The following is an 18,667-nucleotide window of genomic DNA, read 5'->3' as shown; positions in this document are numbered from 1 at the left end:
TGGACTCGACACCTGGTCGACAGATTCCGTCGCGTAACCAAAAATCAACAACGGAATCCCTTGTTGGTGCGTCATTGCTCTGCCAGGATCGGCACTCAAATCGAGCCTGAGCCACGCCGGCCCCACCAGGGGACACGGAGGAGAGCCACATGCACAACCCGGGCAACGCCACCCCGGACCGATTTCCGGCCGCGGAGCGCTTCGAGGAGGGCGCGCAGTTCATCGCGGGCCGTCTGACCAGGGGAACCTCCGGCCGTACGCACGCGGTCGTCGACCCGGCGTCGGGGGAGGAGGTCCTCCGCTACGAGCTGGCCGGCACGGCCGACGTCGACCGGGCCGTCGCCGCCGCCCGCGCGGCCTTCCCCGGCTGGGCGGGGGCCACGCCCGGCGAGCGTTCCGACGCCCTGCACCGGTTCGCCGCTGTCCTGGCCGACCGGGCCGAGGACTTCGCCCGCGCCGAGTCGCTGCAGTGCGGCAAGCCGCTGAAGCTGTCCCGCGAGTTCGACGTCCCGGGGACCATCGACAACACCGCCTTCTTCGCCGGTGCCGCACGGCATCTCCAGGGACAGTCCGCCGGTGAGTACTCCGGCGACCACACCTCGTACGTGCGGCGTGAGCCCATCGGTGTGGTCGGGTCGATCGCGCCCTGGAACTATCCCCTCCAGATGGCCGCCTGGAAGGTCCTCCCGGCGATCGCGGCGGGCAACACCATCGTCCTGAAGCCCGCCGAGCTCACCCCGCTGACCTCGCTGCTCTTCGCCCAGGCGGCGACGGACGCGGGGATCCCGGACGGTGTCATCAACATCGTCACCGGCACCGGAAAGGAGGCCGGCGAGCACCTCGTCGGCCACCCGGACGTGGTCATGACCTCCTTCACCGGCTCCACCGCCGTCGGCAAGCGCGTCGCGGAGATCGCCACCGCCACCGTCAAGCGCCTCCACCTGGAGCTCGGCGGCAAGGCGCCCTTCGTGGTCTTCGACGACGCCGACCCGGAGGCCGCCGCCCACGGCGCGGTCGCGGGCGCGCTCATCAACACCGGGCAGGACTGCACGGCCGCCACGCGCGCGTATGTGCAGCGGCCGCTGTACGAGGCGTTCGTGGAGCGGACCGCCGCCCTCATGGAGAGCGTCCGGCTCGGCGATCCCTTCGCCGCCGGCACCGACCTCGGGCCGCTGATCTCGCACGTCCAGCGGGACCGGGTCGCCGGTTTCGTCGACCGGGCGCGTGCCTACGCGCGCGTGGTGACCGGCGGAGAGGCACCGGAGGGCGAGCTGGCCAAGGGCGCCTACTACCGGCCCACCCTCATCGCCGACGCCGCCCAGGACAGCGAGGTCGTCCAGTCGGAGATCTTCGGGCCGGTCCTGGTCGTGCTGCCCTTCGACACCGACGACGAGGGCATCGCGCTCGCCAACGACACGCCGTACGGGCTGGCGGCCTCCGCCTGGAGCCGGGACGTGTACCGGGCGAACCGTGCCACGCGCGAGATCAAGGCGGGCTGTGTGTGGGTCAACGACCACATCCCGATCATCAGCGAGATGCCGCACGGCGGCCACAAGTCCTCCGGCTACGGCAAGGACATGTCCGCGTACTCGTTCGAGGAGTACACCCAGATCAAGCACGTCATGTTCGACAACACCGCGGTGGCCGCGAAGGACTGGCACCGCACCGTCTTCGGGGACCGATAGCAGGAAGTCAGGCCGCCCGACCCGCGGCCGCCCACCCTCCGAAAGGGCACCACGCGCATGGAGCAGTACGAGCCCGACCGCCTCTCCCCGGCCCAAGTGGCCGCGATACGGCGCAGTTTCAGGAACGGCAGGGCCGCCCTCACCCGGCGGTCGCTGCTGCGCGCCTCCGCGGGCGGGGCGCTCGCGGTCGGCGGACTCGGGACGCTGAGCGCATGCGGCATCCCGGCGGCGGGCCAGTCGCAGGGCGGCGTCTCGGCGCAGGACCACTCGGCCAAGGAGAAGACCGTCGCCTTCTCCAACTGGACCGAGTACATGGACGTCGACGACAGCGGCAAGCACCACCCGACGCTTGAGCAGTTCACCAAGCGCACCGGCATCAAGGTCAAGTACACCGAGGACATCAACGACAACAACGAGTTCTTCGGCAAGATCAAGCCGCAGCTCGCCGCGGGCCAGGACACCGGCCGCGACCTGATCGTCCTCACCGACTGGCTGGCCGGACGGCTCATCCGCCTGGGCTGGGCGCAGAAGCTCGACCCGAGCAACCTGCCGCACGCCTACGCCAACCTGTCGCCCCAGTTCCGCAGCCCCGACTGGGACCCGGGCCGCGCCTACTCGTACGTCTGGCAGGGCATCTCCACCGTCATCGCGTACAACAAGAAGGCCCTCGACGGCGTCGAGGTGAAGTCGCTCTCCGACCTGCTCGACAACCCCAAGCTCAAGGGGCGTGTGGGCTTCCTGTCGGAGATGCGCGACAGCGTCGGCATGACGCTGCTCGACATGGGCAAGGACCCGGCCGACTTCACCGCCGACGACTACGACGCGGCCATCGCCCGCCTCCAGAAGGCCGTTGACAAGGGCCAGATCCGCCGCTTCACCGGCAACGACTACACCTCGGACCTGACCAGCGGCGACTTCGCCGCCTGTGTTGCCTGGGCCGGTGACGTCGTCCAGCTCAAGGCGGACAGCCCCGACATCGACTTCCTCATCCCGGACAGCGGCTACATGACGTCGACCGACAACCTGCTGATCCCCAACAAGGCCCGGCACAAGACCAACGCCGAGCGGCTCATCGACTTCTACTACGAGCCGAAACCCGCCGCCGAACTCGCCGCGTACATCAACTACGTGTGCCCGGTGGACGGTGTGAAGGCCGAACTCGCGAAGATCGACAAGGACGCGGCGAACAACCCGCTGATCATCCCCGACAAGGCCATGGCCGCGAAGTCCCACGCCTTCCGCTCGCTGAGCTCGAAGGAAGAGACCGAGTTCGAAGCGAAGTTCGCGAAGCTGACGGGGGCGTGACCACCATGACGAACAAGACAGACGCCACGGGCGACGTCCGCCTCAAAGGCATCAGCAAGACCTACGGCGCCTTCACCGCCGTCCACCCGCTCGACCTCACCGTGCCGCAGGGCTCCTTCTTCGCCCTGCTCGGCGCGTCCGGCTGCGGCAAGACCACCACCCTGCGCATGATCGCGGGCCTGGAGGAACCTTCCTCCGGGACCGTGTCGCTGGGCGACCAGGACGTGACCGCGCTCCCGCCGTACAAGCGGCCGGTGAACACGGTCTTCCAGTCGTACGCCCTCTTCCCGCACCTCGACATCTTCGAGAATGTCGCCTTCGGTCTGCGCCGGCGCGGCATCAAGTCGGTGAAGAAGCAGGTCGGGGAGATGCTCGACCTGGTCCAGCTCGGCGAGCAGGCCCGCAAGAAGCCGCACCAGCTCTCCGGCGGCCAGCAGCAGCGCGTCGCCGTGGCCCGCGCGTTGATCAACCACCCCAAGGTGCTCCTGCTCGACGAGCCGCTCGGCGCCCTCGACCTCAAGCTGCGCCGCCAGATGCAGCTGGAGCTCAAGCGCATCCAGACCGAGGTCGGCATCACCTTCGTGCACGTCACGCACGACCAGGAGGAGGCCATGACCATGGCCGACACGGTCGCCGTGATGAACGCGGGCCGAGTGGAGCAGCTGGGCGCCCCCACCGACCTCTACGAGAACCCGCGCACCACGTTCGTCGCCAACTTCCTCGGCACCTCGAACTTCATCGAGGCCGAGGTCGACTCCAAGAGCGGCGAGGAGATCGTGCTGAAGGCGGGCGGCGGCAAGCTCGTCCTGCCCGGTGCGCGATGTTCCGCATCCGCGACGACCGGCGGCAAGGTGCTGGTCGGGGTCCGCCCGGAGAAGATATCCCTCACCCACGCGGACGACGCCGGTGAGATACCGGAGGGCCGCAACCGCATCACGGGCCGGATCGCCGACTCCAGCTTCATCGGCGTCTCGACGCAGTACGTCGTCGACAGCCCGGTCTGTTCCGATTTCGAGGTCTACGCCCAGAACATCGACCGCGACACCCGGCTGGTGCCCGGCGCGGAGGTCGTCTTGCACTGGAACCCGGCCCACACCTTCGGTCTGGACGCGGCCCAGGACGCCGACGCCGGAGTGGAAGAGGCGGCCTGATGTCCACACTCACCGAGGCGCCACCGCCCCTCGCACCGGAAGCTCCGGAGCCGAAGCCCCCGAAGCGCAGGGGCCGCTGGACGCCGTACTGGCTGCTGCTGCCCGGCATCCTCTGGCTGCTGGTCTTCTTCGCGCTGCCGATGATCTACCAGGCCTCCACGTCCGTGCAGACGGGCTCCCTGGAGGAGGGCTACAAGGTCACCTGGCACTTCGCCACGTACTGGGACGCGCTGTCCGCGTACTGGCCGCAGTTCGTCCGGTCGGTGCTCTACGCGGGCACCGCCACGATCCTGTGCCTGCTGCTCGGCTACCCGCTCGCGTATCTGATCGCCTTCCGCGCGGGCCGCTGGCGGAACCTGATCATGATCCTGGTGATCGCGCCGTTCTTCACCAGCTTCCTGATCCGCACCCTGGCCTGGAAGACGATCCTCGCGGACGGCGGCCCGCTGGTCGGCGCGCTCGACGCCCTGCACGTCCTGGACGTCACCAACTGGCTCGGCTGGACCGCCGGCGACCGCGTCCTGGCCACGCCGCTCGCGGTCGTCTGCGGTCTGACGTACAACTTCCTGCCGTTCATGATCCTGCCGCTCTACACCTCGCTGGAGCGCATCGACGGCCGGCTGCACGAGGCCGCGGGCGATCTGTACGCGAAGCCCTGGACGACCTTCCGCAAGGTCACCTTCCCGCTGTCGATGCCGGGTGTCGTCTCCGGCACGCTGCTCACCTTCATCCCGGCGACCGGCGACTACGTCAACGCCGACCTCCTCGGCTCCACGGACACCCGCATGGTCGGAAACGTCATCCAGACGCAGTTCCTGAGAGTGCTGGACTATCCGACGGCCGCCGCACTCTCCTTCATTCTCATGGCAGCAATTCTTCTCATGGTCACCGTCTACATCCGCAGGTCCGGGACGGAGGATCTGGTCTAAATGCCCTTCGTCAACTGGCTCAAGAGAAATCTCGTCGTCATCGCGGGACTGCTGACACTCGGCTATCTCCTGCTGCCGAACATCATCGTGACGGTGTTCTCCTTCAACAAACCGAAGGGCCGCTTCAACTACGAATGGCAGCGGTTCTCCCTGGACGCCTGGAAGGACCCGTGCGGGGTCTCCGACCTGTGCGGCTCGCTGGCGCTCAGCCTCCAGATCGCCGTCTGGGCGACGCTCGGTGCCACCCTTCTCGGCACCCTGATCGCCTTCGCGCTGGTCCGCTACCGGTTCCGGGCCCGCTCCGCGGTGAACTCGCTGATCTTCCTGCCGATGGCGATGCCCGAGGTCGTCATGGCCGCCTCGCTGCTCACCCTGTTCCTCAACATGGGCGCCCAGCTGGGCTTCTGGACGATCCTCATCGCACACATCATGTTCTGCCTGAGTTTCGTGGTCACGGCCGTCAAGGCGCGCGTGATGTCGATGGACCCGAAACTGGAGGAGGCGGCACGGGACCTCTACGCGGGCCCGATCCAGACCTTTGTGCGGGTCACCCTGCCGATAGCCGCCCCGGGAATCGCGGCGGGCGCCCTGCTCGCCTTCGCCCTCTCCTTCGACGACTTCATCATCACCAATTTCAACGCCGGCTCGACCGTCACCTTCCCCATGTTCGTCTGGGGCTCTGCGCAGCGCGGAACGCCCGTTCAGATCAATGTCATCGGCACGGCCATGTTCATCGTCGCCGTACTGTTCGTTCTGGCTTCCATGGCCGCCGGTAACCGTCGCAACAGGCAAAAGGCATAAAGGCATAACCGTAGGGAGTTGAAATCATGGCCCCGAGCGCCATGAATCAGTGGACTCATTCGCTTTCCGACGTCCAGCCGGTCCCGTACTGGCTGGACGACCCCGGCCGGCCCCGTCCGGAACCCGCCCTCACCACCTCCGAGACCTGCGACCTGCTGGTCGTCGGCGGCGGCTACAGCGGACTGTGGACGGCGCTGATCGCCAAGGAACGCGACCCGGCACGTGACGTGGTGCTGGTGGAGGGCCGCGAGGTGGGCTGGGCCGCCTCCGGCCGCAACGGCGGCTTCTGCGCCGCCTCCCTGACCCACGGCCTGCCCAACGGCCTCGCCCGCTGGCCCGACGAGATCCACAAGCTCCAGGAGCTCGGCACCCGCAACCTCGACGCGATCGAGGAGGCCGTCTCCCGGCACTCCATCGACTGCGACTTCGAACGCACCGGCGAGATCGACGTCGCCACCGAGCCGTACCAGGCGGCCGAACTGCGCGACTGGCACGAGGAGACGGCCCGCCGGGGCCTCGCCGAGGGCGTCGAGTTCCTGGACGCGGAGGCCGTACGGGAGCAGGTGGACTCACCCACCTTCAAGGCGGGCCTGTGGGACCGCAGGGGCGTGGCCATGCTGCACCCGGCGAAGCTCGCCTGGGGCCTCAAGCAGGCATGCCTCCGGCTCGGCGTCCGGGTCTACGAGCACACCCCGGCGCTGACCCTGAAGCCGTACGGCCCCGGTATGGCCGTACGCACCCCCTACGGCCGGATCCGCGCCCGTCAGGTCGCGCTCGGCACGAACATCTTCCCGAACCTGGTCAGACGCGTCCGCTCTTACACCGTCCCGGTCTACGACTACGCCCTGATGACCGAGCCGCTCACCGACGGACAACTGGCGTCGATCGGCTGGAAGAACCGTCAGGGACTCGGCGACAGCGCCAACCAGTTCCACTACTTCCGCCTCTCCGCCGACAACCGCATCCTGTGGGGCGGCTACGACGCGATCTACCCCTACGGCGGCCGCGTGCGCGCCGAGTACGACGACCGTCCGGAGACCTACGCCAAGCTCGCCGGGCACTTCTTCACCTGCTTCCCGCAGCTGGAGGGCGTCCGCTTCAGCCACGCCTGGGGCGGCGCGATCGACACCTGCTCCCGCTTCTCGGCGTTCTTCGGCACCGCCCACCAGAAGAAGGTCGCCTACGCGGCGGGCTACACGGGCCTGGGTGTCGGCTCCACCCGTTTCGGCGCCGAGGTGATGCTGGACCTGCTGTCCGGTGAGCCGACGGAACGCACGGAACTGGAGATGGTCCGCAAGAAGCCCCTGCCCTTCCCGCCGGAGCCCTTCGCCTGGACGGGCATCGCCCTGACCAAGTGGTCCCTGGCCCGCGCGGACGCCCACGACGGCCGCCGCAACCTGTGGCTGCGCACGATGGACCGGCTGGGGCTGGGCTTCGACAGCTGACCGAGCGGGGTGTGAGCCGGTTCACTCCAACGAGGAGCCGAAACCCGCGTAATGATCGTACGGAGACCCCCTTCTCCCTTGTGACGCCTCGGGACGCGCCGCGTTCGCGAGATCCACGAGCTTCACGAGAGAACAGGGGGTCTTCCTCATGACCGGTGCGAAGACGGCGGTCGAGTGGCTCGCATCCGTCGCGCCCGACCCCGAGGCCTGCCGCTGGGAGTGGGAGCGCAACCCGCACGGGGTCGCGCTGCTGCCGGCCGGTGGCGTCTGGGACGTGCTGATCCTGCCCGCCGACCTCGGCTACGCCACGCTCGACGTGCTCAGCCGTGTGCTCGACCGGCCGGGGCCCGTGCTCGTCGACTTCGGCGACGAGCGCATCGGGTTCTTCGTGCCGCCGGGCACCGCGGCCCGCTGGCTCGGCACGGGCATCAGGACGGCGGGCGCCGGCACCTGGATCGTCGTGCCGTACCCGGGCCGTTCCTCACCCGGCGGCGTCCGCTGGCTGATCCCACCGGACGGCTCGGGCATGCTGACGGACCCGACGCTGCTGGAACTGGCGATGCACGAGGCGGCGGCGCGGCTGGCCACGGAACGGGAGGCCTAGGGAATGCTCACCAGGGCCGCTCGGCCGTCCTCCGCCTCAGGAACAGCCACAGCGAAGAGAGCAGCACCGCGCACAGACACCAGCTGGCCGCCACGTCCAGTGGCCAGTGGTAGCCACGGCGGATCAGGCCGTAGCTCGCGCCGAGTACGAGGGCGACGCAGACGGTGACCAGGCTGCCGCGGGCGAGGGGCGTGCGGAGCCGGGGGAGCAGGAGCAGGGTGGCACAGCCGTAGGCGATGGCGGCCGTGGCGGTGTGGCCGGAGGGGTAGTAGCCGGTGCCCGGCGGGACGGCCGGGGTGCCCGGGCGGTCCGTGAGGTCCTTGAGCGGGATGATCAGCGCCGGGACCAGCGCCATCAGGAGGGCCGCGGCGGCGACCGGCAGCCACCAGCGTCGCGTACGGCGGGTCCGTACGGCGACGTATCCGAGGGTGACGGCGAGGACCGGGACCGCGACCTGGACGTTGCCGAGGTCGGCGAGGAGCTCGGAGTAGCGGTCCGGGTGGACGAGTTCGCGGCTGGCGCGCTCGTCGAGGCGGATGAGCGGGCCGTCGGCGACGACCTGCCAGGTGATCAGGACGAAGAGCAGGGCCGGGAGGCTGAGCAGGAGGGCCGCGAAGCGCGAGTATGTCGCGGTGGGCTCGTCGCGAACCTGGTTCCCGGAGATCGGCATGGGACACAGCTTGGCACGGGCACGGATAACCCCAGTCCAACCGCTGTCCCCTGTCCACCCGCGCGCCCCCAGTGGAGGATCACGTGAACCAGCCGGAGAGCGACGAAGGCCTCTTCGAGCACTGCCCGTGGCTCTACGCCGAGCAGGCGTCCCAGGCGCAGCGCGCGGCACAGGAGCAGCGCCGGAAGCGGCTCCTCGCGGGGGCGGAGGCGGGGGACCGGACGGTGCGGCTGGGCGAGGGCTGCTTCGTCGCGGAGACGGCCGCCGTGTACCCGGACCACCTGGACCTGGGCGACCGCTCCTACATCGCGGCCCACGCGTATGTCACCGGCGACATACGTACCGGCGCCGACTGCACGATCAACCCCTTCACCGTGGTGCGCGGCACCGTCACCCTCGGGGACGGCGTACGCGTCGGTGCCCACAGCTCGCTCCTCGGCTTCAACCACGGGACCGCGCCCGGCCTGCCGGTCCACCGGCAGCCGGTCACCAGCCGGGGGATCACGATCGGCGACGACGTGTGGATCGGCTCGCACGTGGTCGTCCTGGACGGCGTCACCATCGGCGACCACTGCGTCATCGGCGCGGGCGCGGTCGTCACCAAGGACCTGCCCGCCTGGACGATGGCGGCCGGCAACCCGGCCCGCCGCATCAGGGACCGCCGCGATCCGCGCGCATCGGGGCCCGGCAGCGGGGCAGGGGCGAGTACGGCACCGGTCGGTACCGCGCCCCGACCCGCCGACACCCCCGCCCTCGTCGAGGCACTCTCGGCGTTCGCCGGCGCCGCCCGCGCACAGGCCGTCGATGTGCTGGACCGCTGCCTGCAACCGGACACCGGCCGGTACGTCGACCGGCCCGGCGCCGAGCCGACCGTGCGGGCGTACTGCGACGCCGTCGAGATCGCCGACCTCCTCCTCGGGCAGGCGCCGCCCCGGCTGCCCGCCGCCGAGCACGTGGCACGGCTGCGCGACCTCCAGGACCCGGCCACCGGCCTGATACCCGAGTACGGCGCACCACCGCCGGTTCCCGGCCCGGCCGGAGTGCCGGACGACGGGGCAGCGGCCTATCACGTGCTGTGCGTGGGGTACGCGCTCGACCTGCTCGGCAGTTCCTTCACCCACCCCGTCCACGCGGTCCGCCGCACCACCGCCGACCGGCTGGTCACCCACCTGGCCGGACTGCCCTGGGACGACCGCGCCTGGCACGCCGGTGCGTGGGTCGACTCCTGGGCCACCGCCGCGCACTGGAACCTGCGCCTCGGTGCGGAAGCGGCCGCGCCCGGGGCGCTGGAGGCGCTGTTCGGCCGGCTGCACACCCGGGTCGACCGCCGTACCGGCATGTGGGGTTCGCCCACGCCGAGGGACGGACACCTCCAGCTGGTCAACGGCTACTACCGGCTCACCCGAGGTTCCTTCGCCCAGTTCGGCCTGCCCGTGCCGTACGCCGAGCGCGTGATCGACACGGTCCTCGACCACGCCCGCGACCCCCGCCACTTCGCCCCCGGCCGCGAGAACGCCTGCAACGTCCTGGACGTGATCCACCCCTTGTGGCTCTGCGCCCGGCAGACCACTCACCGCTGGGAGGAGGCCCGCTCCTGGGCGGCGACCCAGCTCACCGCCGCCCTGCGCCGCTGGCACCCCGGCCGGGGTTTCGCCTTCGGCCCGGCCCCCGACGGCACCGGCCCGGGCCGCGACCCCGGCCTCCAGGGCACGGAGATGTGGCTCGCGATCATCTGGCTGCTGGCGGATGTCGTCGGTGTCGCCGATGCCCTGGGCTACCGGCCGCGTGGCATCCACCGCCCGGAGCCCGCTCTGCCCGGCTGATTGTCAGTGCCGGGTGCCAGACTCCCGGCATGACGAAACCCGACCCGAAAGCCGACCTCCTCCGCTACCTCCAGGACGCCCGCGACGCCCTGCTCTGGAAGCTCGAAGGGCTCTCCGAGTACGACGTCCGCCGCCCGCTCACGCCGACGGGAACCAACCTGCTGGGCCTGGTCAAGCACGTCGCCGGGGTGGAGCTGGGCTACTTCGGCGACACCTTCGGGCGGCCGTACTTCGCCGAGGAACCGCCCCCGTCCTGGTGGTACACGCAGGACGCCGAACCCAACGCGGACATGTGGGCCGCCGCGGACGAGTCACGCGAGCAGATCACCGGGCTCTATCGCACCGCGTGGGAGCACTCGAACCGCACGATCGAGACGCTGGCGCTGGACGCGACCGGACACGTCCCGTGGTGGCCCGAGGAGCGCCGGGAGGTGACGCTGCACCACATCCTGGTCCGAGTCGTCGCCGACACACAGCGGCACGCCGGCCACGCAGACATCGTGCGCGAACTCATCGACGGCAGCGTCGGGCTGAAGAAGAGCACCGACACCATGCCCGGAGGCGATCAGGACTGGTGGGAGAACCACCGGCGCCGGCTGGAGCGGGTCGCACGGGAGGCCGATGACAGCTGATCCGGCTCGCGAACCGCGGCAAGAAGGAGAGAGAAGGAGAGGGAGGTCGGCCGCCCCGGAACAGGGGGGGAGTTCCGAGGCGGCCGTCCGGACCGGAACGTCGCGCGCCCCGGGGGGTTTGGGGCGGGCGACTGTCCGATCGGTGAGGAGATCCAGAGCCTCAGGCTCCGGTTATGTGCGCGAGGGCACGACCAGGTCGAAGCTGGGGAGGCCCCGGCCTGATGTCACCCACAGTCCCCTGTGGGCGGGGGTGTATCTCTCATCTGGGTAGAACCTACGACAGGGGCTGGGCGGAGGACAGGCCACAGGGCCGCCTGTCATCCACCTCGCACACCTTCTTCACACGCTCTGCCGCTCGCCGCCCCCGGGAGCGGAACCTGACGGCTCACCTGCCCCGGCGGCGGCTCAGATGCGCAACTGCCGTGTCAGATACGAGCGAAGGCCTGCTCGATGATGTCGAGGCCCTCGTTCAGCAGGTCCTCGCCGATCACCAGCGGGGGCAGGAAGCGGAGCACGTTGCCGTAGGTGCCACAGGTCAGGACCAGCAGGCCCTCCGCGTGGCAGGCCTTGGCGAGCGCGGTGGTCGCCTCCGGGTTCGGCTCCTTGGTGGCACGGTCCTTGACCAGCTCGATGGCGATCATGGCGCCGCGGCCGCGGATGTCGCCGATGATGTCGAACTTCTCGGCCATGGTGGTGAGACGGGCCTTCATGACCGCCTCGATGTGCTTCGCCCGGGTGTTGAGGTCGAGCTCCTTCATCGTCTCGATGGAGCCGAGCGCACCGGCGCAGGCGACGGGGTTGCCGCCGTAGGTGCCGCCCAGGCCGCCCGCGTGGGCCGCGTCCATGATCTCGGCGCGACCGGTCACGGCGGCCAGCGGGAGACCGCCGGCGATGCCCTTGGCGGTGGTGATCAGGTCCGGGACGATGCCCTCGTCCTCGCAGGCGAACCACTGGCCCGTGCGGCAGAAGCCGGACTGGATCTCGTCGGCGACGAAGACGATGCCGTTGTCCGAGGCGAACTGGCGGATCGCCGGCAGGAAGCCCTTGGCCGGCTCGATGAAACCGCCCTCGCCGAGCACCGGCTCGATGATGACGGCGGCCACGTTCTCGGCGCCGACCTGCTTGCTGATCTGGTCGATGGCCTGCGCGGCGGCCTCGGGGCCCGCGTTCTCCGCGCCGGTGGGCCAGCGGTAGCCGTATGCCACCGGCACCCGGTAGACCTCGGGCGCGAACGGCCCGAAGCCGTGCTTGTACGGCATGTTCTTCGAGGTCAGCGCCATGGTCAGGTTGGTGCGCCCGTGGTACCCGTGGTCGAAGACGACGACAGCCTGGCGCTTGGTGTAGGCGCGGGCGATCTTGACGGCGTTCTCGACGGCCTCGGCGCCGGAGTTGAACAGGGCGCTCTTCTTGGCGTGGTCACCGGGGGTCAGCTCGGCGAGCGCCTCGGCGACCTCGACGTACCCCTCGTACGGCGTGACCATGAAACAGGTGTGGGTGAAGTCGGCGAGCTGGGCGGAGGCCCGGCGGACGACGGCCTCGGCGGAGGCGCCGACGGACGTCACGGCGATGCCCGAGCCGAAGTCGATGAGCCGGTTGCCGTCGACGTCCTCGATGATCCCGCCGCCCGCGCGCGCCGTGAACACGGGCAGTACGGAGCCCACGCCCTGCGCGACCGCGGCGGTGCGGCGGGCCTGCAGCTCCTGCGACTTCGGTCCGGGGATGGCGGTGACGACGCGGCGCTCCTGCGGAAGTGAGGTCATGCGGGGCTCCTGGGTGGTGCGAAGGGGATGCTGCGGACGCTTGGCTTCTTTTCTCGCAGGCTAGGGCCGGGAAAGGGGGGTGGGCATGCTCCATGTGGGCGTTGTCGGCGGGGCGGCTTGTCCGGGGTGGACATGGCGCTCTGGTGGGCTGCTGCCCACGACCCGGCCGTGTAAGCGGTGAACTCCCCAGGGGAGGGCGTTAGATTGGCTCGCTGATGGTGGACGGAGCGGCTGGTCAGGGGGAAAGGGCGATGGACAGCGACGGGACGCAGGAGGCGCGGGGTACGCATGCGAGCCCCGTACCGCGTCCGGCGGGGGCGCCGGAGGTGCCCTCGGCGCCACCGAACGGCCCCGGCGAGCCACCGGGCGGCCGGAGCGCGCCCCCGGACGGGCCGGCCGTGCCGCCCCGGCCCACGCGGGCGCCCGGGGCGCCGCCGGTGCCCGACGGCTCGTCCTTCATGACGTGGCTGCGCACGCCCCGGCCGGACGCGGCACCCGGCGTCTGGCGGTTCGGGCACCGGCCGCGGCCCGCCGAGGAGCCCGAGGAGATCCCCACCCGGCAGTTGCTGAGCGGGGCGCTGATCGCCTTCCTCGTGGGATGGCTGATCTGGTCGCTGCTGCAGAACGGGTACCTCGGCAACTGGTGGTGGGTGCCGTTCGACCTGATCATTCCCGATGCCTGGCGCGGCGGTGACAGCGATCTCGGCGAGACCGGCACCTTCATCGTGTACCGGGGGTACGAGCTGCTCGTCGCCTTGACGATCATGGTCGGGGTGGCCCGGCTCGGCCGCTGGGGCGAGGTGTGGCGCCGCTTCGTCGTGCCGCGCTTCCGCCGGCCGGAGCCCCAGACGGCGCATCGGGATCCTCAGGACGACCCGGCCCAGTGGAACGAGCTCCGTGCCGCCGGAGCCGTCGACGCGGCCGAGCGGCTCGCCGCCGAGGCCCGCTCCGGGCTCATGAAGGACGTCGACCACGCCCGGATCCTCCGTGCCTGGCAGGGCGTGCGCACCGGACGGCACAGCCTCGCCACCTTCAGCTCCACCGTCCTGCGGGACGGCGCCGCCGCCTGCCTCCACCCCTCCGGAGAGCGCGACCTGCCGGCCCGCCTCGCCCGGCACGACCTCGTCACCGGCCAGGTGCGGCTGGGGACCACCGTCGACGACAGCCGTAACCCGTACGCCTACCGGGGCGCGGGCCTCGGTCTGGGGCCCGATCTGCTCGGTACCTCGCTGGTGGCCGTCGGCCCGGCCGGGTCCGGCAAGACCGGTACCGTCGTCCGGCCCCTCGCCGAGTCGCTGTGTCTGCACGCGCTGGCCGGACGGGCCGCCGTGGTCGTGGTCGGAGCGGCGGGCGCGGGGCTCGGGCCGGCCGACGCGTACGACGTCGTCGTGCGGATCGGGAACCAGGACTCCGAGTACGACCTCGACCTGTACGGCGGGACCGCCGACCCGGACGAGGCCGCCGCCGTGCTCGCCGAGGCACTCGTCGGGGACCTCGCCGATCCGCACCCGGGCAGTGACACCCGGCGCTCCACGACCGTCCTCGCCCAGCTGCTCGGACCGTTCCGGGCCGTGCACGGGCGTTTCCCCTCCGTGCCGGAGCTGCGGCAGCTCCTGGACGGGGCGCCCGGGCCGTTCGCCGCGCTGCGGCAGGGGCTGCAGGACGCCGGGCAGGAGTCGCTGCTGCGGGAGCTCGACGCCCGGGAACGGCAGATGGGGCAGCCCGGAGACGTCGGCGGGGTGCTCGCGGACCGGGTCGCGCTGCTCGACCGGCCCGCCTTCGCCTCGTTCTTCGACACGTCCGGGGCCACCCGGCCCTTCACCCTCAAGGCCCTCGACCACCCCGTGCGGGTGCGGATCGATCTGCCCGAGCGCGGGCACGCCGACGCCTCCCGGATGCTGGCGCGGCTGGTGCTCGCACAGTTCTCGGCGAGCGTCGCGGTGCGCGAGGACCGGTCGCTGTTCGCCTGTCTGGTGCTGGACGACGCGACCGGCGTGGTGACGCCGGAGGGCGTGCGCGGCATCCAGCGGCTGCGGTCCGGCAACGCCGGAGTCGTGCTCACCCTGCGGACGCTGGACGACGTGGCCCGGCCGCTGCGCGGACCGCTGCTCGGGGCCACCGGCTGCCGGATGGCGCTGTCGGGGGTCACGCCCTGGGACGGGCAGGACTTCGCCGAGGTGTGGGGCAAGGAGTGGACCGAGGCCCGGGACGTCACCGACCGGCAGATCATCGCCGAGACCCCGGCGGGCAAGGCCGTGCACATGCTGCGCCGGGTGATCACCGGCAAGGCGCCGACCGCGCGGGCGGTGACCGTGCGGCAGGTCGAGCGGGAGCGCTGGTCCGCGTCCGAGCTGGCGCACGGCGTACCGGCGGGGCACGCGGTGCTGTCGCTCACGAATGTGAAGGGCGAGCACGCTCCGCCGCTGCTGGTGGACCTTCGGGGCTGACCTCTACGGGCTGGTGCGGTACGCGAGGACCGTACGGTGAGGCAGAATCGTCACAGGTCGTTCATACGCGACGGCCAAAAGAGCACAAAGATCACACAGCCCTGACGCAGACCTGAAGGCCTCATGCCCCCGACGCTCGCCTCGCTCGTCCATCACTCCGCGCTGAAACTGACCGTGCGGGCGGGCGAAGACCGCCTCGACGTGCCGGTGCGCTGGGCACATGTCAGCGAGCTGGCCGACCCCGTGCCCTACATGGAGGGCGGGGAACTGCTGCTGATCACCGCGCTGAAGCTGGACGCCGAGGACCCGGAGGCCATGCGCCGCTATGTGCGGCGGCTGGCCGAGGCGGGGGTGGTCGGGCTCGGCTTCGCGATAGGCGTCAACTACGAGGAGACGCCCAAGGCGCTCGTCGACGCGGCCGGGGAAGAGGGCCTGCCGCTGCTGGAGGTGCCGCGCCGCACCCCCTTCCTCGCCATCAGCAAGGCCGTGTCCGCCGCGATCGCCGCCGACCAGTACCGGGCCGTCACGGCCGGGTTCGCCGCCCAGCGCGAGCTGACCCGGCAGGCCCAGACCGGCGGGCCGGAGGGGCTGCTGTCCGCGCTGGCCTCGCAGGTCGACGGGTGGGCGGCGCTGTACGACGCCTCGGGCGCCGTCGTCGCCACGGCACCGGAGTGGGCCGGACGGCGGGCCGCGCGGCTCACCGGCGACGTCGAGCGGCTGCGGGAGCGGCCGGCGCCCGCCTCCTCGGTGGTCGGCGGGCCGGAGAACGAGGACCGGGTCGAGCTGCACACCATCGGCACGGGCCGGCGCCCCCGCGCGGCCCTCGCGGTCGGCACGGCCGCCGCCCTCGGTACCGCCGAGCGCTACGCCGTCCACTCGGCCATAGCGCTGCTGACCCTGACCACGGAACGCTCCCGGTCCCTCCAGGCCGCCGAGCAGCGGGTCGGCGCGGCGGTGCTGCGCATGCTGCTGGCCGGGGAGCCGGACCACGCGCGTACGGTCGCCGGGAGCCTGTACGGCGGGCTGCTGGACGCGCCGTTCCGGATGCTGGTCGCGGAGCGGGTGCCGGTGTCGGCGTCGGCCGCGCTGGCCCGTGCCGAGGCCCGGGCGGGCGTTCCGGCCGTCGACCGGCCCTCCGCCGCCGCGCTCGCCGCCGCCGACGCCGTCGGCGACCCCCTCGCGGCGCTCGCCGACGTCATGGAGTCCGCCGCGGCCCGGGCCGGCGAGGCCGTCCTGGTGGTGCCCGAGGGGGAGCGTCTGGTGGTGCTGGCCGCGGACCGGGGCGCCGCCGCCGCGGCCTGCGGGGAGTACGCGGCCGCCCTGGAGACGGCCCGAGCGGGCGTACGCGAGAAGGTGCCCGGCGGCGAGGAGGCCGAGCTGGTCGTTGGCCTGTCGGCACCGGCCGGGCCCATCGCCGCCTCCGCCGCGTACAAGCAGGCCGAGCAGGCCCTGTCGGTGGCGCGGCGGCGCGGACGCGTCCTGGTGGAGCACGAGCAGATGGCGGCCGGATCCGTGCTGCCGCTGCTGGCGGACGACGCGGTGCGGGCCTTCGCCGACGGGATGCTGCGGCCGCTGTACGAGCACGACGCCACAGGCCGCGGTGACCTGGTCGCCTCCCTGCGTGCCTGGCTCTCGCGGCACGGCCAGTGGGACGCGGCGGCCGCCGACCTCGGCGTCCACCGGCACACCCTGCGCTACCGCATGCGCCGCGTCGAGGAGATCCTCGGCCGCTCCCTGGACGACCCGGACGCGCGGATGGAGCTCTGGCTGGCCCTCAAGGCGACGACCACGGAACCGGCCCCGCCTGCCAAACCGTAGTGTTCGCGGCCGGGACTGCTACACCCCGGACAAACGCCCTTCGGCCACCCCGCCCCTACCGTGGGAACCCGCAGCAACAGGACCATCCCCGACGCCGAAGGGCCGGAACCCGGACATGACTTCCACCCACGCCTTCTGGCTCGCCGGCCGTCAGGCCACCGGCGAGGACACCTTCGACGTCAGCTCCCCGTGGGACGGGCGGCTCGTCGGCAAGGTGAGCGTGCCGACGGACGAGCAGGTCGAAGAGGCCGTGGCCGCCGCGTACGCCGTGCGGGACGAGTTCGCCGCCACCCCGGCCCATGTGCGGGCCGCCGCCCTCGACCACGTCAGCAAGCGCCTCGTCGAGCGCACCGAGGAGATCGCCCGGCTGATCTCCGCCGAGAACGGCAAGCCGCTCAAGTGGGCGCGCGGTGAGGTCGGACGGGCCGTGTCCGTCTTCCGGTTCGCCGCCGAGGAGGCCCGGCGCTTCAACGGCGGCGAGGCCCAGCGCCTCGACACCGACCTCGGCGGCCAGGGGCGGCTCGCCCTCACCCGCCGCTTCCCGAAGGGCGTCGTGCTCGGCATCGCGCCCTTCAACTTCCCGCTGAACCTCTGCGCCCACAAGATCGCCCCGGCCATCGCCGCCGGCGCGCCGATCATCCTGAAGCCGGCCCCGGCCACCCCGCTGTCCGGCCTGATCATCGGTGAGCTGCTGGCCGAGACCGAGCTGCCGGCCGGCTCCTGGAGCGTCCTGCCCGTCGCCAACGACAAGATGCCGGCCCTGGTGCAGGACGAGCGCCTGCCCGTCATCTCCTTCACCGGCTCCGAGAAGGTCGGCTACGCGATCATGGACTCGGTGCCGCGCAAGCACTGCACCCTGGAGCTGGGCGGCAACGGCGCGGCGGTCGTCCTCGCCGACTGGGCGAGCGACGAGGACCTGGACCGGGCGGCGCAGCGCATCGCCACCTTCTCCAACTACCAGGGCGGCCAGTCCTGCATCTCCGTCCAGCGGGTCATCGCCGACGCCTCGGTCTACGACCGGCTGCTGCCGCGCGTGGTCGCCGCCGTCGAGGCCCAGGTCACCGGTGACCCGGGCGACGACTCGACCGACGTCGGCCCGCTGGTCAGCGAGGACGCCGCCAAGCGCGTCGAGACGTGGGTCCAGGAGGCCGTGGACGCCGGTGCCGCGCTGCTCACCGGCGGCAAGCGGGACGGCGCCTCGTACGCGCCGACCGTCCTGGCCGACGTACCGGCCGATGTCACGATCTCCTGCGAGGAGGTCTTCGGGCCGGTCCTCACCGTGCAGAAGGTGAACGGCGAGGCCGAGGCCTTCGCCGCCGTCAACGACTCCAAGTACGGCCTCCAGGCGGGCGTCTTCACCCACGACCTCCAGACCGCCTTCCGTGCCCACCGGGCCCTGGAGGTCGGCGGTGTCGTCATCGGCGACGTGCCGTCCTACCGCGCCGACCAGATGCCGTACGGCGGCGTCAAGCAGTCCGGCGTGGGCCGCGAGGGCGTGCGGTTCGCCATGGAGGACTACACCTACGAGCGCGTGCTGGTCCTGACCGGCATCGAGCTCTAACACATGGGAACCATTTTCATATAGGCTCCTCGAAGG

14 protein-coding genes are annotated in these 18,667 nt (G+C 71.4%); 12 read left to right on the top strand and 2 right to left on the bottom strand.

Features of this window, described 5'->3' with window-relative positions; translation table 11 throughout:
* Window positions 1–149 precede the first annotated feature (149 nt).
* The 7 genes from ACWIF2_RS27490 to ACWIF2_RS27460 all read left to right on the top strand — a co-directional run bounded on the left by ACWIF2_RS27490 (window position 150) and on the right by ACWIF2_RS27460 (window position 7,920).
* On the top strand, window positions 150–1,685 hold the full coding sequence (locus ACWIF2_RS27490) for a gamma-aminobutyraldehyde dehydrogenase (protein WP_454363405.1): 1,536 nt from the start codon (window positions 150–152) through the stop codon (window positions 1,683–1,685).
* A 57-nt stretch (window positions 1,686–1,742) separates the two neighbouring features.
* The gene (locus ACWIF2_RS27485) at window positions 1,743–2,990 is read left to right on the top strand and encodes a polyamine ABC transporter substrate-binding protein (RefSeq protein WP_454363403.1); all 1,248 of its coding nucleotides are present in this window, start codon (window positions 1,743–1,745) and stop codon (window positions 2,988–2,990) included.
* A gap of 5 nt (window positions 2,991–2,995) precedes the next feature.
* Entirely contained in the window at window positions 2,996–4,141 is a 1,146-nt protein-coding gene (locus ACWIF2_RS27480) for an ABC transporter ATP-binding protein (RefSeq protein ID WP_454363401.1), read from the top strand.
* Window positions 4,141–5,070 (top strand): ABC transporter permease, encoded by a 930-nt coding sequence (locus tag ACWIF2_RS27475; RefSeq protein ID WP_454363399.1) that lies wholly within the window; start codon window positions 4,141–4,143, stop codon window positions 5,068–5,070. Before ACWIF2_RS27480 ends, ACWIF2_RS27475 begins: the two co-directional genes overlap by 1 nt.
* On the top strand, window positions 5,071–5,871 hold the full coding sequence (locus tag ACWIF2_RS27470; protein WP_454363397.1) for an ABC transporter permease: 801 nt from the start codon (window positions 5,071–5,073) through the stop codon (window positions 5,869–5,871). It begins immediately after the preceding gene.
* A gap of 26 nt (window positions 5,872–5,897) precedes the next feature.
* A complete protein-coding gene (locus tag ACWIF2_RS27465; RefSeq protein WP_454363395.1) occupies window positions 5,898–7,316 on the top strand; it encodes an NAD(P)/FAD-dependent oxidoreductase in 1,419 nt (472 codons plus the stop codon).
* A 148-nt stretch (window positions 7,317–7,464) separates the two neighbouring features.
* Window positions 7,465–7,920: a hypothetical protein gene (locus tag ACWIF2_RS27460; RefSeq protein ID WP_454363394.1), complete on the top strand. Its 456-nt coding sequence runs from the start codon at window positions 7,465–7,467 to the stop codon at window positions 7,918–7,920.
* A 7-nt stretch (window positions 7,921–7,927) separates the two neighbouring features.
* Here ACWIF2_RS27460 and ACWIF2_RS27455 read toward each other — a convergent pair whose 3' ends face one another.
* Window positions 7,928–8,590 (bottom strand): phosphatase PAP2 family protein, encoded by a 663-nt coding sequence (locus ACWIF2_RS27455; RefSeq protein WP_454363392.1) that lies wholly within the window; start codon window positions 8,588–8,590, stop codon window positions 7,928–7,930.
* Window positions 8,591–8,673: 83 nt separating this feature from the next.
* Between ACWIF2_RS27455 and ACWIF2_RS27450 the strand changes: the two genes are divergently transcribed.
* Together ACWIF2_RS27450 and ACWIF2_RS27445 are read left to right on the top strand one after the other, a co-directional pair.
* Window positions 8,674–10,413 (top strand): acyltransferase, encoded by a 1,740-nt coding sequence (locus tag ACWIF2_RS27450; RefSeq protein ID WP_454363390.1) that lies wholly within the window; start codon window positions 8,674–8,676, stop codon window positions 10,411–10,413.
* A 29-nt stretch (window positions 10,414–10,442) separates the two neighbouring features.
* Entirely contained in the window at window positions 10,443–11,045 is a 603-nt protein-coding gene (locus ACWIF2_RS27445; RefSeq protein ID WP_454363388.1) for a DinB family protein, read from the top strand.
* Window positions 11,046–11,470: 425 nt separating this feature from the next.
* On the opposite strand, the gene gabT is transcribed toward ACWIF2_RS27445, so the two are convergent.
* Window positions 11,471–12,805 (bottom strand): 4-aminobutyrate--2-oxoglutarate transaminase, encoded by a 1,335-nt coding sequence (gabT, locus tag ACWIF2_RS27440; protein ID WP_454363386.1) that lies wholly within the window; start codon window positions 12,803–12,805, stop codon window positions 11,471–11,473.
* 251 nt (window positions 12,806–13,056) lie between these two features.
* Between gabT and ACWIF2_RS27435 the strand changes: the two genes are divergently transcribed.
* The 3 genes from ACWIF2_RS27435 (at window position 13,057) to ACWIF2_RS27425 (ending at window position 18,631) form a co-directional block, all read left to right on the top strand.
* A complete protein-coding gene (locus ACWIF2_RS27435) occupies window positions 13,057–15,252 on the top strand; it encodes an ATP-binding protein (RefSeq protein ID WP_454363384.1) in 2,196 nt (731 codons plus the stop codon).
* A gap of 123 nt (window positions 15,253–15,375) precedes the next feature.
* Entirely contained in the window at window positions 15,376–17,070 is a 1,695-nt protein-coding gene (locus ACWIF2_RS27430) for a PucR family transcriptional regulator (RefSeq protein ID WP_454363382.1), read from the top strand.
* A gap of 115 nt (window positions 17,071–17,185) precedes the next feature.
* Window positions 17,186–18,631 carry an aldehyde dehydrogenase family protein gene (locus ACWIF2_RS27425; RefSeq protein WP_454363380.1) on the top strand — a complete coding sequence of 482 codons (1,446 nt, stop codon included), beginning with the start codon at window positions 17,186–17,188 and terminating at the stop codon, window positions 18,629–18,631.
* The last annotated feature ends 36 nt before the right edge of the window (window positions 18,632–18,667 follow it).

The sequence above is a fragment of the Streptomyces sp. NPDC055506 genome (assembly GCF_053643595.1).
This window is presented reverse-complemented; position numbering and strand designations above follow the sequence as displayed.